The 14,252-nt window shown below is 56.7% G+C and carries 13 protein-coding genes and 2 pseudogenes; 8 read left to right on the top strand and 7 right to left on the bottom strand.

Translation table 11 applies throughout. The features are described from left to right. On the bottom strand, positions 1 to 734 hold a 734-nt coding region (locus BW940_RS18895), incomplete at its 3' end, for an IS4 family transposase (protein ID WP_173834922.1). Between the two features lie 114 nt (positions 735 to 848). On the opposite strand from BW940_RS18895, the pseudogene BW940_RS18900 reads away from it, so the two are divergent. The 5 genes and pseudogenes from BW940_RS18900 to BW940_RS18920 form a co-directional block, all read left to right on the top strand. After that, positions 849 to 1,145: pseudogene (locus tag BW940_RS18900) on the top strand (IS66 family transposase); the annotation flags it as partial. 290 nt (positions 1,146 to 1,435) lie between these two features. After that, positions 1,436 to 2,818, top strand: a complete 1,383-nt coding sequence (locus BW940_RS18905; protein ID WP_076610742.1) for an ethanolamine ammonia-lyase subunit EutB — start codon at positions 1,436 to 1,438, stop codon at positions 2,816 to 2,818. Next, the gene (gene eutC / locus BW940_RS18910) at positions 2,815 to 3,561 is read left to right on the top strand and encodes an ethanolamine ammonia-lyase subunit EutC (protein WP_076610743.1); all 747 of its coding nucleotides are present in this window, start codon (positions 2,815 to 2,817) and stop codon (positions 3,559 to 3,561) included. Before BW940_RS18905 ends, eutC begins: the two co-directional genes overlap by 4 nt. A gap of 20 nt (positions 3,562 to 3,581) precedes the next feature. Then, positions 3,582 to 5,027: an ethanolamine ammonia-lyase reactivating factor EutA gene (locus tag BW940_RS18915; protein WP_076610744.1), complete on the top strand. Its 1,446-nt coding sequence runs from the start codon at positions 3,582 to 3,584 to the stop codon at positions 5,025 to 5,027. A gap of 246 nt (positions 5,028 to 5,273) precedes the next feature. Then, positions 5,274 to 6,464 carry a glutamine synthetase family protein gene (locus tag BW940_RS18920; protein WP_235847857.1) on the top strand — a complete coding sequence of 397 codons (1,191 nt, stop codon included), beginning with the start codon at positions 5,274 to 5,276 and terminating at the stop codon, positions 6,462 to 6,464. 6 nt (positions 6,465 to 6,470) lie between these two features. Here BW940_RS18920 and BW940_RS18925 read toward each other — a convergent pair whose 3' ends face one another. From BW940_RS18925 to BW940_RS21250, 6 genes and pseudogenes are all read right to left on the bottom strand, one after another. Continuing rightward, positions 6,471 to 7,094 (bottom strand): helix-turn-helix domain-containing protein, encoded by a 624-nt coding sequence (locus tag BW940_RS18925; RefSeq protein WP_235847858.1) that lies wholly within the window; start codon positions 7,092 to 7,094, stop codon positions 6,471 to 6,473. A 313-nt stretch (positions 7,095 to 7,407) separates the two neighbouring features. Beyond that, entirely contained in the window at positions 7,408 to 8,211 is an 804-nt protein-coding gene (locus BW940_RS18930) for an ABC transporter permease (RefSeq protein ID WP_076610747.1), read from the bottom strand. Beyond that, positions 8,208 to 9,152, bottom strand: coding sequence for an ABC transporter permease (locus tag BW940_RS18935; RefSeq protein WP_173834921.1), 945 nt, complete (start codon positions 9,150 to 9,152; stop codon positions 8,208 to 8,210). Before BW940_RS18935 ends, BW940_RS18930 begins: the two co-directional genes overlap by 4 nt. Next, positions 9,152 to 10,228, bottom strand: coding sequence for an ABC transporter ATP-binding protein (locus tag BW940_RS18940; RefSeq protein ID WP_076610748.1), 1,077 nt, complete (start codon positions 10,226 to 10,228; stop codon positions 9,152 to 9,154). Before BW940_RS18940 ends, BW940_RS18935 begins: the two co-directional genes overlap by 1 nt. A 55-nt stretch (positions 10,229 to 10,283) precedes the next feature. Continuing rightward, positions 10,284 to 11,522 carry an ABC transporter substrate-binding protein gene (locus tag BW940_RS18945; protein ID WP_076610749.1) on the bottom strand — a complete coding sequence of 413 codons (1,239 nt, stop codon included), beginning with the start codon at positions 11,520 to 11,522 and terminating at the stop codon, positions 10,284 to 10,286. 229 nt (positions 11,523 to 11,751) lie between these two features. Further along, a pseudogene (locus tag BW940_RS21250) lies at positions 11,752 to 11,841 on the bottom strand (IS5/IS1182 family transposase); the annotation flags it as partial. Between the two features lie 323 nt (positions 11,842 to 12,164). Here BW940_RS21250 and BW940_RS18955 point away from each other — a divergent pair. From BW940_RS18955 to BW940_RS18965, 3 genes are all read left to right on the top strand, one after another. Beyond that, the gene (locus BW940_RS18955) at positions 12,165 to 12,362 is read left to right on the top strand and encodes a DUF7557 family protein (RefSeq protein ID WP_076610750.1); all 198 of its coding nucleotides are present in this window, start codon (positions 12,165 to 12,167) and stop codon (positions 12,360 to 12,362) included. Further along, positions 12,359 to 12,754, top strand: coding sequence for a type II toxin-antitoxin system VapC family toxin (locus tag BW940_RS18960; protein ID WP_076610751.1), 396 nt, complete (start codon positions 12,359 to 12,361; stop codon positions 12,752 to 12,754). The genes BW940_RS18955 and BW940_RS18960 overlap by 4 nt, the downstream gene beginning before the upstream one ends. A gap of 348 nt (positions 12,755 to 13,102) precedes the next feature. Next, entirely contained in the window at positions 13,103 to 14,158 is a 1,056-nt protein-coding gene (locus tag BW940_RS18965; protein ID WP_084776822.1) for an HNH endonuclease, read from the top strand. The last annotated feature ends 94 nt before the right edge of the window (positions 14,159 to 14,252 follow it).

The raw sequence follows: 14,252 nt of genomic DNA on the forward strand, positions 1-14,252 counted from the left end.
ACGTCGATGTATTTGCGGGAAAGGTCGTCGACGATGTCAAAGATTTTCTCGCCTTCCAAGGGAATGGCGCGGCCGCGCCATTCCCGTAATTCCTCCGTTACAACCGGGTTCGAGCTCTTTTTCAGCCGGCTAACGAAGTAGCCGTCGTTCTCGTCGATCAACGCGAACCGCCGGTACTTGAAGTAGGCGAGATCGAAGATCGCTAATCGTCCTTCCAGCCACGAACCTGTGTTGAACAACGTGCTGTCGTGCGTTTTCTCGTCTGTGACGCTGAAGTGTTCGACCGTCTGGTCGGTGACGTTGTGGAGCAGGTGGAGCTTCGCTCCAGCCTGCTCCTCGTGACGTGCTTTGTACTCTTCAGAGAGCAACTCGTGCAATCGTAGAACGGTTCCATCAGCGATCATCACGTCCCGAAAGCGGTCGAACTCATCAGAGACGGTGTGAGGCACAGCGACCTCGTCGAACCCGTATTCGACGAGGTCGCGGAGGTACTCTGCGAGTGTCAGAGTCAACCGCTGATAGAAACCACCCGGAGAGATCGATTCGTCAGCAGTGGAGTTGTAGGTTCGTCTGAAGGCTGCAAGCGTTCGGCTTTCGCCTGCGGCGAAGCCGAACGCGAACGACCAGACAAGTGGCGGGAACTGAAGCTTCCCCTGGCGCTCGACCACGCCGACACCTTCGGCGTGGTCTTCGAGTGCCTCAGAAGGAAGGAGGTTAGTGAGACGACGTTCAATATGACGTGAGGAGGGTTCTGTGTGCACAGCTGAAGCCTCCTCATTCCTTCCGAAAAGTTGTCCCGATAAGCCGCCGCAGTCATGCGATTCTTCGCTTAGCTAAAGACGGATGGGGCGTGGACATTCGTTACTGACGAAGAGGTACTGTTCTGGGTTGATGAGTGTCGTGGGAGCCAGGTGTTAGAGGACGTCCTCGGCGAGGACTTTGCCGAGGACTCGACGCTCAGCTGTGACGGCTGGTCAGCGTATCCGAGCTATCACACGAAGCTCCAGCGGTGCTGGGCACATCTGTTGAGGGAAGCAGAGTACGTTGCTGAACGGTACGCGGAAGCAGAGAGGCTATCTGTGGAGTTGCACGCTCTCCACGACGATTTAACGTCGTTCGACGAGAAGGATCCGTCCGCCTTCGCCCATTTCTGCTCGCGTTAGTGATGCACCCGCAGCGCACCACTCTATTCGTGCGGTTTCAATCGATTTGTGTTCGGAAACGAGCTTTTATTCCCGGATTTGATGCTAGTCTTCGAGAGTTATGATATAAACACACACAGATGGACGCCACAATCTCCAATATCCGATAGTGGGCAGTTCCACATACAATGTACTGGAATCGAATCGGTCACACAGCGGGAAACTACTGTCCTCAGTGATAATTGGATGAAATCTTTCGCGAGTCGACAGGATCGTGTCTCGACGGAGGCACTATGAGTAGCGGAGAGACGGCGTATACGGCTGTGTTCGACGGGATTCAACACGAGTTTGATTCACTGCAGAGCGTTCTAGCCAAGGCAAACGAACGGAAATCGGGGGACAAACTGGCGGGAATCGCGGCAACTTCGAGTGCGGAACGCATCGCGGCGAAAGACGTCATCAGTCGGCTGACGCTCGAAACGCTGTACGAAAACCCCGTCGTCCCTGTGGCGGACGACGAGGTCACGCGGACCATTCGGGAGGGAATCTGTGAGGAAACGTACGAGGAAATCGCCGACTGGACCGTCGCCGATCTTCGGGAGTTCCTCCTCGATGAGTCGACCGGCGATGAGGAGATACGGACACTCAGGGGGGGACTGACGAGCGAGATGATCGCGGCAGTCACGAAGATAATGTCGAATATGGATCTCGTCGTCGCAGCTTCCAAGATGACCGTCGTCGCCCGTTGTAACAATACGATCGGGACGGAGGGGACCGTCTCGTTCCGGCTCCAACCGAACGACCCGTCCGACGACACCGAAAATATCCTTCACAGTGTTCGAGAAGGACTCTCATACGGCGTCGGGGACGCCGTTATCGGCATCAATCCGGTAAGCGATGACGTCGCACAGGTTAAAGAACTTCTGCGAGCGACAGCGGAGTTCATCGATCGGTGGGACGTACCAACTCAGAACTGCGTCCTTGCCCACATTACGACGCAGATGGACGCGGTCCGAGACGGGGCACCGGCCGATCTGCTCTTTCAGAGCATCGCTGGAACCGAGCGAGGTAACCGGGAGTTCGGTATCGATGTCGGGTTACTCGACGACGCCGCTGAGCTAGGGCAAAACCGGTGTCAAGCGGAGGGACCGAACGTTATGTACTTCGAGACCGGACAGGGCGCAGAACTTTCGAACGACGCGCACGAGGGCGTTGACCAGCTCACTCTCGAGGCGCGGTGTTACGGACTGGCCCGCGAGTACGACCCGTTCCTCGTCAACACCGTAGTCGGCTTCATCGGGCCGGAGTATCTCTACGACGGCGAGCAAGTCATTCGCGCGGGTCTCGAAGACGTATTCATGGGCAAACTCCACGGGCTTCCGATGGGGATCGACGCCTGCTATACGAATCACACGAACGCGGATCAAAACGACATCGAGAATCTCGCGGTGTTGCTGACTGCTGCCGGCTCGAATTTCTTCATTACGGTGCCGATGGGCGACGACGTGATGCTCAACTATCAGTCGAACAGCTTCCACGACGGACCTGCGCTCCGAACCCTGTTCGATCTGCAAGCGGCACCGGAGTTCGAGGTATGGCTCGAAGAGATGGGGATCACCGATGACGGACAGCTCACCGACCGCGCGGGAGACCAGACGATATTCACCGATCCATGAGCCGAAATTCCGACCGTCTGAGCGGCGTCGACCGCCCCGAAAACGAAGCCCAACTCGAGCGCATCCGTGGCTCTCATCCGTCTCGAGTCGGTGTTGGCCGAACGGGATCGCGACCGCGGACGGAGACCCTGCTCGAATTTCGCTTGGATCACGCAAAAGCGCGTGACGCGGTAACAACACACGTGTCGCCCAAACTCGTAGAGGAACTCGGCCTCGTTGGTGTCCAGTCTCGCGCCACGAGCAAGACGGAGTACCTCGCTGATCCAGGCCAGGGACGCGATATTTCCGACGAGACAGCCGACAGTGTGCGGCAGCAGTGCACGATGCAGCCACAGGTGCAGATCGTGGTCAGCGACGGACTCAGTTCGACCGCAGTCGAAGCGAACGTGCCGGACCTGCTGCCGGTATTGCTCGACGGACTGGCCGACCGCGGACTCGATGTCGGTACACCGATCTTCGTCGAGTACGGCCGGGTCGACGTCATGGATGCGATCGGCGAGGAACTCGATGCGAATTGTTGTGTGAACCTCATCGGGGAACGACCCGGGCTGGCGACGAACGAGAGCCTGAGCGCGTACTTCGTCTACGGTCCGGAACGCGGCGGTGCAACCGCTGATAAATCCGTGATCTCGAATATCCATCGCGACGGAATTCCGCCCGTCGAGGCCGGAGCCGAAATCGCGGCGGTCCTCGAAGAACTGTGCGAGACCAAACGCAACGGATTCGACACGGAGAGTCGGTGAGCCACCCGGTGTATCCGTAGATGCACGACACAAGCCCCGAAACGCTGTCTAGTATCGGCATCGATATCGGCACTACGACCACGCAGGTTATCATCACCGACCTGGAACTCTCCCTCCCCACATACGACGGCGCGGGGGCCGTCGAAGTGGTCGATCGACGAATCCGCTACCGCAGTCCGATCCGCGAGACACCGTTCGACGGCGACCGATCGATCGACACTGAGGCTGTCGAAGCGTTCATTGATGCTGACGTGCAGAACGCGGGATTGGCGACAAAAGAAATCGATACCGGTGCGGTGATCGCAACTGGCGAGGCGGCCCGGAGAACCAACGCCGAGGCGTTGATAAACCGGTTAGCCGAACGCACCGGCGAGTTCGTCGTTGCGACGGCGGGCGCGTCGCTCGAGGCAGTGTTAGCCGGGTACGGCTCCGGTGCTGGGGCTCGAAGCAAAACTGATGGCTCGACGATCGTAACGGTCGATATTGGCGGCGGGACCACGAACATCGCCGTCTTCGAGGACGGTGAGCCCCTACAGACACGATGTCTCGATGTCGGCGGTCGACTCGTCCAGTTCAACGCTGACGGAACCGCCAACGCGGTTACGGAGCCGGTTAGCCACTGCCAGCTCCCGGACGGTCCCACGATCGAGATCGGGACGAAACGGCCGGAAGCGGTCTGGCGGGGGCTGGCACGGCGACTGGCTGACCACGTCTTCGATGCCATCGAGGGGCCACCATTTGACGAGGTGACGCGAGCGTTATCAGTCACCGACCTCCCCGATACCGCGGTCGACGTCGACGAAGTCGTGTTTACTGGCGGCGTCGGTCGCCTCGTTTCCGATCCCGATATCGACGACTGCGATCCACTCAAGTACGGTGATCTGGGCGTCCGTCTCGCTGCCGCGATTCGAACCCACGAGCGCTTCGATGCGTTACCGGTTCGGTCGTCGAGCGAAGACATCCGGGCAACCGTTATCGGTGCCGGGACGCGAACGACGACATTTACCGGCCGGACCATCGCCCCGGCGACCGAGTTACTGCCAGCCAGAAATCTCCCGGTACTCGCCCTCGACGGAATCGCCACAGCTGATTCCATCGACGATATTCGAGCGCGAACGGCGGCGGCAATCCGAACTGCCCAAGCCCGTCGCGATGTCTCCGGGGCGTTCGCTCTGCACATCTCGAACGTCGGGCCGCTCACGTACGACCGTCTGCGACTCGTCGCTCGCGGGATTACGGTCGCCTACGAGTGCCGTGCCGACGAGTCACGACCGTTGATTCTGTTGACCGAACAGAACTGTGCCAAGGTTCTTGGCCAACTGCTCGAGTCGATGATCGACGATAGGTCGGTAATGGTTCTCGATGAACTCGCAGTTAGCGAGGACGAATACGTCGATTTCGACACTCCGATCATGGAGCATACCGCCGTTCCGGTAACGATCAAAACACTTGTTTTTGACGAATAAGGCCTGATCCGGCATATATGATAGGAATAATACTGTTATAGGACATTTTGATACGAGGGTTTAAACTATTCTGCTCATATCTCTCCAAGTATCACAACGGATTCGAATCGCGTAGCGAGCGAGTACGACCGGATACGAGTTCTCTGGACCGATCTGAACGGCATCCCTCGGGGCAACGTCGTCCCCGCGTCGGAGTTCGAGCGGCGACGGGAGGACGGGTTCGGGTTCGCAGCGGGCGTCGCGGAGTTGACCCTCGAACCGGGACTCCTCGAGAACCCGTCGTACGGTCCCGAGAGTGGTGATGTCGTCGCCGTCCCGGACGCAACACCGCCGACGCCGGTGGGGTGGCGCAACGGGGTCGGCCTCGCGTTCGCCGATCTTAGGCACGTCGATGGAACGCCGTTCGATCTCTGCAGCCGAAGCGTCCTGAACCGCGTTACCGACACACTCGAGGCAGCCGGATACGTCCCACAGGTCGGAATCGAGCTGGAGTTTTCGTTACTCCGTCCCACTGAGGACGGCAGCTTCGAACCGTTCAACGATCGAAGTTCGTACGACATGGATGCGATCGATCAGGCGGCGGATCTGATCGAAGACTGGACCGAGACGATGGGAGTCGCCGGCTTCGATGTAACGTGTATCCACCAGGAATCTCAGCCCGGTCAGTACGAGATCACGTTCGAGCACGGCGACCCAGTCGAGATTGCGGACGGAGTCATATTTTTCCGGCAGATGCTCAAGTCAGTCTCTCGCCGATACAGACTGAAAGCCTCGATGATGCCTGTCCCCTACACAGGTGCGGACGCCAATGGAATGCATGTCCACTTGAGTCTCTGGGATACCGCGTTGGAGATGAACACGTTCGCGGCCGAGACGAACAATCTTCAGTTCCCGTCCGGAACGTATCCAGCCGACGGCGCGGGGCTTTCGGCAGTCGCACGACACGCCATCGCCGGTCCCCTCGAGCACGCGAACGCGCTCACTGCTATCTGTGCGCCGACAGTCAACTCCTATCGGCGCTTGCGACCCGGCTCCTGGGCACCGACTTCCATCGCATGGGGGCCCGACAATCGATCGACCGTACTCCGCATCCCACCGCATCTGGGCGCTGGGACCCGCCTCGAGTTCCGCCTCCCAGATACGTCATGTAATCCGTATCTCGCGCTCGCTGTCATACTCGCCGCCGGCGGCGACGGGATCGAGGACAGACTCGAGCCACCCGAACCGACGACCGGCAACGCTCAGCGGGGGCGTCACGAACGACTCCCACAAACGCTCTGGGCCGCACTCGACCGGCTCGAAGCGGATGGTCTCTTGTCCCGTGAACTTGGCGAGACCCTCCTGGAATCGTTCGTTAAGCTAAAACGAAACGAGTTCGGTCGGTATCAGGAAGCCGTCTCGGAGTGGGAGCGGGAAACGTACCTCGACGCATTCTGAGCCGGATCAGGGAAGTGACGAGGCGTGTTCGTCGGTCGCTCGATCGTCCGGAATTGTGTTCGAACTGGTCAACAGCGGTAATACCGACTCCAATATCCTTGCCTCGGATCGTCGAAGGTGTGTTCCGACGGTCGACGTGTTCGCCGAATCCATCTCGGCGAGCGTCTCGATACTGCAGGCTCGCGGTGAGTCGTAATAGCCGTGTTCGATCGCTCGAGCAAGGACTTCTTGCTGCCGGGGAGAGAGGTTCTGGACGGCCTGTTTGATATTTACCAGGCCAGTGAGTAGCCCATCAAGTTCGGGAGCGCCGAGCGAATCGACCGTGATGGGGCCGAGATCACGGAGTTCGTCGTGGGCCTGACTCACTGCCTCGTTCGTCGGGACGAGCACGCTCCAGTGTTCTCGTCCGTCAGCGACCGTTGCCGGAACGGTCGGGAAACACCGATTTCGGAGGAGGACGTTCAGGACCGGCTCGGTGTGGTCGTCGTACTCACCAACGAGCGAAATGTACGCGTTTTTGCTTGTCTCGTCGTACTGGAGCAGTTGCGCCGTTGTTATTACGGAATGAGTTCCGAGCCACGCGATGAGTTCGTCGATTATCGGTTCTTGGACGTTGTTGACTTCAATCATTGTGATGCTGCTGCCGAGCAATCGGTAGGAATAAATGATCGTCGCCGATACGTCGGGAAACGATTCATTTATGGTCTCAGTCCAGCAGCCATTGTGTCGTATGTAGAACGTATATTCGAGCATGATCGTATCCCTCTGTTAGTGTATTTCGTAACTATGATGCCCGATATATACATCTTCTGCCAATATGTCTCCAACTCCATTATATTGTCCATACAAATAGAAGACAATCGTCCAATGATTCCCGCTACAAAACGATGAACAGCCTCAAAAAGATATCGTCGCGACAAGCCGTCCGGCGGGGACCCAGTCGTTATCTACTGGATCGTAGCTCCATGAGAACCGCTACCAGGAGCAACAGCAGCGATACATAGAAGATCATCGAAGCGAGCGCTGGAACGACTGGCGTAAATCCCTGCGTCATCCGCCCGTGAATCCATGTCGTGATGGTGATCTCGGATCCCTTGAGGTACGAGACGATGTAATAGTTGTTCCACGACAGGACAAACGCGAAGATACCACCGGAGACGATCCCGTTCACGATCAATGGCAACAGAACGTCCTTGTAAATCGTGAGCGTATCGGCACCAAGATCACGGGCCGCCTCCTCGATGTTCGGATCGACGCCGAGTGCGCTGATCGAGACGACAAACATGACGATCGGCGAGATCCAGACGGTTTCGCCGATGATCGCTGGCACGATGCCGTAGCCGAGCCCCGTCACGTTCGCCCACATCGACATGCCGAGACCGAGGAGTATCAACGGGAAGAAGATCGGAAGGAGCGCGACGATCTTGAAGTACTCCTGCCCGGGGAACGAATACCGCGTGTATGCGATCGCTCCCGCCGTCCCAATGATGGTACTGAGGACCGTTACCGGAATCGAGATCCGGATCGTTGAGTCGACGGCGGACTGGACGCTGGTTGACGTCAGAGCGTTGCTGTACCACTTGAGGGTAAACTCAAAGGGCAACGAGAAGGTCTGGCCGCTGTCGAACGATGCGATGATGAGGCTGAGCAACGGCGTCATCAGGAATGCGATAACAAGGACGAGGTAGCCGTACCAGAGCCCGGTCGAGAGTTGGGGTACCAGGGATCGGTCCGATCGCATGCTCATCGGGACCCACCTCGCGAGGCGATTTCGGTCAGGTCGATTGTCCGAAGGATCACGACACCACAGACCGTCGTGATAAGCAATAGACCAACAGCCTGTGCCGAACCGAGCGGCCAGTTCTGTGAATACCCGAACGAGTAGCTGATGTTGCTCGCCGCGGTGTAGATTGTGCCACCGCCGAGCAGTTCGGCCTCGACCTCGGCACCGAGGCTCAGGACGAACACGAACAGCGAACCGATGATGACGCCTGGTTTCGATAGCGGGAGGATAACATCGACGAACTGTTTCGTTCGCCCCGCACCGAGATCCGCCGCCGCCTCGAGCAGCGAGTCATCGATCGTACTGATCGAGAGGTAAATCGGAAACAGCATGTAGGGAAGGTAGACGTAGACCGTCCCGAGAATAACAGCGCTTCGGGTGTAGATGATCGATGGAGCGTCCAGCCCGACGCTCCCCGCAAGGAGATCGAAGACCCCCTCGTTGATCAAGAACAGCACCCAGCCGTAGACGCGGATGTTGACGCTAGTAAACAGTGGGATGATGAGCGCGATCAGGATGGGGAGCTTGAAGCGCCGCACCTTTGTTGCGAGAGCGTACGCGGCGGGATAGGAAACGGCGAACGCGATGACCGTTGTCAGCGCGCTGATCATGATCGTATTAGTCGTTACCTCCCCGTAGACTCCCTTGCCGCTGATCGTCCCCTGAACGATTTCCCGGTACGCATCGAGCGTCCAGTCGGCTACGGCGAGCGAAATGGTATTGGTAGGCTGAACAGAGAACAGAACGATCGACGCGATCGGCCCCACGAACATGAACGCCAGTAACACGACCAGTGGAATGATGAGGCCGCTAGGCGGGCGCAGGACAGATACCAACGCAAGCCGCCGATCGAATCGATCGATATCCGTCGGGACCTTCGAGCGAACGAACTCCCGGACAGACATCAGGAGTCACCTTTGGGGAGGACGTGCGTTTTGTCGGGGTTCCACTGTAGGTACGCGTCGTCATCGACTGTCAGACTGATGTCCGAAACCTGCTCAAGCGACATTTCCGAGACGTACTCCGCGTCTTCGTGTTTATCTCTCGTCTCGACCAGCGCCGTGTTTCCTTTGTTGAGAACGTTTACGACGGTTACGGGAATCCCGAGCTCGTGCTCGAGCGAGGGTTTGACCACGGTGTCGTCGTGACGAACGACCAAACATTCCGGAACCGGACGATCGGCGGGGCCGTACGGAAACTCCTGTCTTCCCTCAAGCACGGGATGGTCGATACGGATCCTGCCGTCGGCCCGTTCGACGACATCGATCGGGAAGACGTTCGCATCGCCCATGAATTCCGCCACGAACTTGTCGACCGGTTCCTGATAGATCTCGTCTGGGCTGCCACGCTGGATAATCGATCCATCGTCGATGACGAACAGTTGATCGCTCATGATCAGCGCCGACTCGAGCGAGTGCGTCACGTAGATGAAAGTTGTGTTCAACTCGGCGTTGAGTTCGGTCAGTTCCCGCTGAAGTTTTTTCTGGAGTACATAATCAAGCGATGCGAGCGGTTCGTCGAGCAACAAGATGTCGGGTTCGTACGCGAGCGACCGCGCGAGTGCGACTCGCTGTTTCTGTCCGCCGCTAAGATCGGTAACCTGCTTGTTGGCGTATTCCTCGGGGTCGAGTCGGACCTGTTCGAGCAGTGTCTCGATCCGTCCGTTAGATTCTAATCCTTGCGCGTCGATCGGAAATTCGATGTTCTCCGCGACCGTCATGTGGGGGAACAGCGACCACGACTGAAATACGAGACTCGTCGGCCGACTCTGTGGCGACGAGTCGGTAATATCGATTCCGTCGAGTTCGATCTGTCCCGCGGTCGGCGACAGATGGCCAGCGAGCATCCTGAGTAGCGTCGATTTCCCACAGCCACTGGGGCCGACAATCGTCGCGAACGATCCCGTTTCGATCTCGAAATCGACGTCTTCGACCGCGACGGTCGATCCGTACTCCTTTCGTAAGTTGGTAGCTTTAAGCATATGTTAGCTGATTCGGTTGGAAATAGTCTCGTTGTAGATGGGTTCCTGTACTATCTCACATCCGCGTCTTCGCTTCACGCCAGATCGGCTCGAATTTATCGAGATCGGGGACGCCCTCGTAGAACACCGACTGTTCGATGATGTCGTCGATCTCGTCGATCCGGAGGACGCGGCGCTGTTCGTCGCTGTAATTCTCCCAGGCTGTCTGGTGGGGGACGACGTTCGTCCCGCCCGAGTCCGGCCACGACAGCTCCAGTGCGTTTTCACCCCGCATCATGTAGGCCATGTAGTTGTCCGAGATGTTCGGCTGGGATCCCTTGACGAACGATGTCGATTCGACCCAGATAATCGATCCTTCCTCAGGGACGACGGCCTTGAATTCGTAGTTGCCGTCCCGCCGAAGCGACCCGTTGATCCAGTTCCCGCTGATGAACCCGATGTCGATTTCCCCGGACGTCAGCGCTTGGTTCATTGAGGCAAAATCTGTCAGGATAGTTGACGCATTGTCGAAGAGATCGAATGTTGCCTGTCTGACCTGCTCGATTTCCTCGTCGGTGTGTTCCTTGAACGGATCAATCCCCTCACGGAGCATGATGACCTGAATCCCCCAGAACATCAAATCGTAAACCCCGATATCGTACTTGTCGGACCACGCAATGTCATAGGACTGGTAATCGGACTCGGCGACGGTATCCGTGTTCACTGCAAATGATGCCCATCCGAACCGTTGAGGGAACGTGTATAACGTTCCGTCGGCGTCGAAAGTGTACTCATCCTCGTTGACGAACGCGTATTTGTAGCCATTCTCGGGCTGAAAGAGATCGATGTACTGATCGAACGTGTACGGCTTCCAACTCTCGTAATCGATCGGACGAATCAATTCGGCTTCGGCGAGACGGGGGACCCACGCCATGTCGAACGTGCACTGCTCGAACTGCTGCCACTCTCCGGACTGCAGCCGGTTGAACGCCTGCGCGTTGTCGGTAAACAGATCGATGTTCGTATTAGCGTTGAACTTCTCCCGAAACGGCCCTTGGACGTTCTCTGCGTCGTATCCCGTCCAGGTGAGATGAGCGAGGGTCTCCGTGGAGTCTTGCTCGGTTTCGGATGGCTCGTATAGCGCAGGGTGGTCCTCTGCAGGTACCTCGGCAAGTTCATCGGTTTGCCACGGCTCGGCACCCTCTATTTTGTCGCCACCCCCCAGACAACCGGCAAAAGCAGCAACCCCAGACACCGCCGCCCCACCGACCCCACGAAGCACGGACCGTCGATCAAACGACGGTCGTTTTACCATCGCTTTTCCCCGTCAACGGCAGAACTATCTTGGAACTGAACGAAACAACATTCAATAGCCTTAATTGGAGGCATACATGTTCCTATGCCGTATTTCACTTGTTGGTTTTGGCGTATATCACCGACTACTTATATATATTCAAACTTCTGGCAAGTACGAATGAGAACAGTCTCCTATGACGTGCGGACCGATTTAACGGCTGTGTTGAATCGCCATATGGCGTTGGATTTCACTGCTTGACGGCCTGCTTGATGTTATAGACGACACACATCAAGGCGATTTCACGGAACTCTCGATACCAGCCCAGCGCTCGCACGGCGTGAGTGGTCTGCGTCACTTCTGAATCGTGGCTACGCCGGGACGCTATTCGAATCCGATGACTCGAGCGAACGCTTCCGAAACGAGTATTCAAACCAAACCCCGATCACTCAAGTAGTCGGGCGGAGCCCAACGACGAAATTTTTCACGGCACCGCACTGCTGAGTTGGGTCCCAAACTCGGTCAGAAATCTTCGCCCTTCAGGGTGGGATGGATATCGAGATTGCTCTCTTCTATGATTGGGTCCGGTTATTAGCCGAAGGCCGAGGTTTGAGCAACCACCGCGGCGAAACTTCTTAGCTTCTGCATACACGATGTATACACATGAGTACGTCCATCCGCGTCTCGGACGAGACGAAAGCAAAACTTGATCGCCTCAAGCGCGACGACGAGAGTTTCGACGAGTTACTCGAGCGACTGGCGAGCGACGAAGAGCCGATCACCGTCGGTGCATGGGATACGGACACAGCCGACCGGGCCCGCGACGCTATCGATCGATCCCGAGAGAGCTTCGAGCGATGACATTTCTCGATTCGTCAGTCATCATCGATATGCTCGAGGGCGTCGATGAAACCGTTGCGTTCGTCGAATCACAGGACGAACCGTATTTCACATCGGCGGTCTGTGTCTACGAAGTTCTCGCTGGAACGCTCGGCAGCGGCGAAACCGATGTGCGTGCAGAACGGCAGCACTTCGGTGGCGTCCATTCCCTCGAGTTCAACGAGGATATCGCGCTCGAGGCGGCTCGGCTGCAAGATGAACTTCTCACCGATGGTGAACGGATGGCTGTTCGAGATCTCATGATTGCGGCGACTGCTCGCTCGACCGGTGATAATCTTGTCGTTGCGGATTCTGATTTTCAGACGGACGTCCTCGAGTCGAAAATACGAGTGACGAATCTTCACGACAACTGATCGAGATGCCACGTATCCGTCGAGTTCTTGGATTAGATGAACGTCGCTCCCAGAGATGACTGTTCCCCTCCGTTACGCCCCATACAGACACTTTCTCGTCTCCCTGATTCACTGAAGGCCGGTACTCGGACTCAATCTCAATCCCATCAACGACGGTATTCTGGTGGTGTTGGTACGCTCGCGAGTTCCCACCCTGCTTACTACAAGGAGTCAAGAAAAATTTCTGTGGACATTATTCGACGTAGCTATTAATAAGGTATTAAGAATGTTAATTACTGCGACATATTCTTAGCAATGACCCAGATCTATTGGATCGGAATTATAACACACGAGTGAGGAGAACCGAGTATGCCGGAACCAAAGAATATCTTTCTCGCCCCTTGTAGCCGCGAGCAGAAAGAAGGCACCTACAGACATTTTCAAGATACTGTCTTGAATGGAGTTGATCCATCCACATACCCTGAAATCCCGGAGTTTGAAGACGACGAGATCGCCGTCTGGGGCGTTGTCAGTGGGAACCAATCTGCCTGGGAGCAGATGGATTCCGGTGACGTCCTCTTATTCTATACTAAACGGAAATCATACACGCACGCTGCAACAGTTCTGACGACGCAGGAAAACGATACACTCGCTCAAAAACTCTGGACGCCATACGATGAAGGACGTCGCGTGGAAGACATCACCGAGGGATGGCCGTATATTATCTATCTCACCAATATTAAGCGCGTGGATATCCATTCTGAAGCGTTCCACGAAGATATTGGCTGGCAGACGTTCTATCCACAGAGCTTCACTCGAGTGATCGAGGAGCGAAAAGAGCGGTTGGTATCCAAATATGGGAGTCTGACCGAAGCACTTCGACAGCACACCCAGAACGATCTCGGTGAGGCACCCGAAGCGATCACTGAAGAGACGGAACAGATGCTTTCGGAGACCGAGCGTGAACCTCCGGAGTTGATGGAGTCGGAGACGGAGTATACCGAAACCCAGCGCCGAGTTCGTTCGTCTGCATTTCGAGAAGCTGTTCTCAAGGCCTACGACGAGAGCTGTGCTGTCTGCGGAGCACAGCGGTATTCGCCGGCGGGGAATCCAGAAGTTGAAGCTGCCCATATCTATCCGAAGAGTGAGGGTGGGAGTGACGATGTCCGGAATGGACTTGCACTCTGTAAGTTCCATCACTGGGCGTTTGACAATGGCTGGATCTCGATAACTGACGAGCACGAGATCATCGTCCGAGAGAAACCAGGTGAAGAAGCATATGACGAACTCACCAGTTTTGATGGAAAATCGCTGTCACTTCCGGAGAAATCTGACCACCACCCACATCAGATTTTCCTTCGTGAACATCGCCGACTGCACGGGTTCGAAGAAGTGAGTCTGGAGGAGTCGATAGACGCGAGTTAACGCTGCCATCGACGCAGATCACGGGCGATATTGACGGCTGTTTCAGGGTCGAACCGGGCTTCGTTCTGCTCGAGTTTGTCTGCGACCTCTTCTT

The sequence above is a fragment of the Natronorubrum thiooxidans genome, assembly GCF_900156475.1.
In the GTDB taxonomy this organism is placed as follows: domain Archaea; phylum Halobacteriota; class Halobacteria; order Halobacteriales; family Natrialbaceae; genus Natronorubrum; species Natronorubrum thiooxidans.

Bases quoted from the DNA above. Each gene is read 5' to 3' on its own strand.
- BW940_RS18905 (WP_076610742.1), top strand. From the start codon at position 1,436: ATGAGTAGCGGAGAGACGGCGTATACGGCTGTGTTCGACGGGATTCAA.
- eutC (WP_076610743.1), top strand. From the start codon at position 2,815: ATGAGCCGAAATTCCGACCGTCTGAGCGGCGTCGACCGCCCCGAAAAC.
- BW940_RS18915 (WP_076610744.1), top strand. From the start codon at position 3,582: ATGCACGACACAAGCCCCGAAACGCTGTCTAGTATCGGCATCGATATC.
- BW940_RS18925 (WP_235847858.1), bottom strand. From the start codon at position 7,094: ATGATTGAAGTCAACAACGTCCAAGAACCGATAATCGACGAACTCATC.
- BW940_RS18930 (WP_076610747.1), bottom strand. From the start codon at position 8,211: ATGAGCATGCGATCGGACCGATCCCTGGTACCCCAACTCTCGACCGGG.
- BW940_RS18935 (WP_173834921.1), bottom strand. From the start codon at position 9,152: ATGTCTGTCCGGGAGTTCGTTCGCTCGAAGGTCCCGACGGATATCGAT.
- BW940_RS18940 (WP_076610748.1), bottom strand. From the start codon at position 10,228: ATGCTTAAAGCTACCAACTTACGAAAGGAGTACGGATCGACCGTCGCG.
- BW940_RS18945 (WP_076610749.1), bottom strand. From the start codon at position 11,522: ATGGTAAAACGACCGTCGTTTGATCGACGGTCCGTGCTTCGTGGGGTC.
- BW940_RS18955 (WP_076610750.1), top strand. From the start codon at position 12,165: ATGAGTACGTCCATCCGCGTCTCGGACGAGACGAAAGCAAAACTTGAT.
- BW940_RS18960 (WP_076610751.1), top strand. From the start codon at position 12,359: ATGACATTTCTCGATTCGTCAGTCATCATCGATATGCTCGAGGGCGTC.
- BW940_RS18965 (WP_084776822.1), top strand. From the start codon at position 13,103: ATGCCGGAACCAAAGAATATCTTTCTCGCCCCTTGTAGCCGCGAGCAG.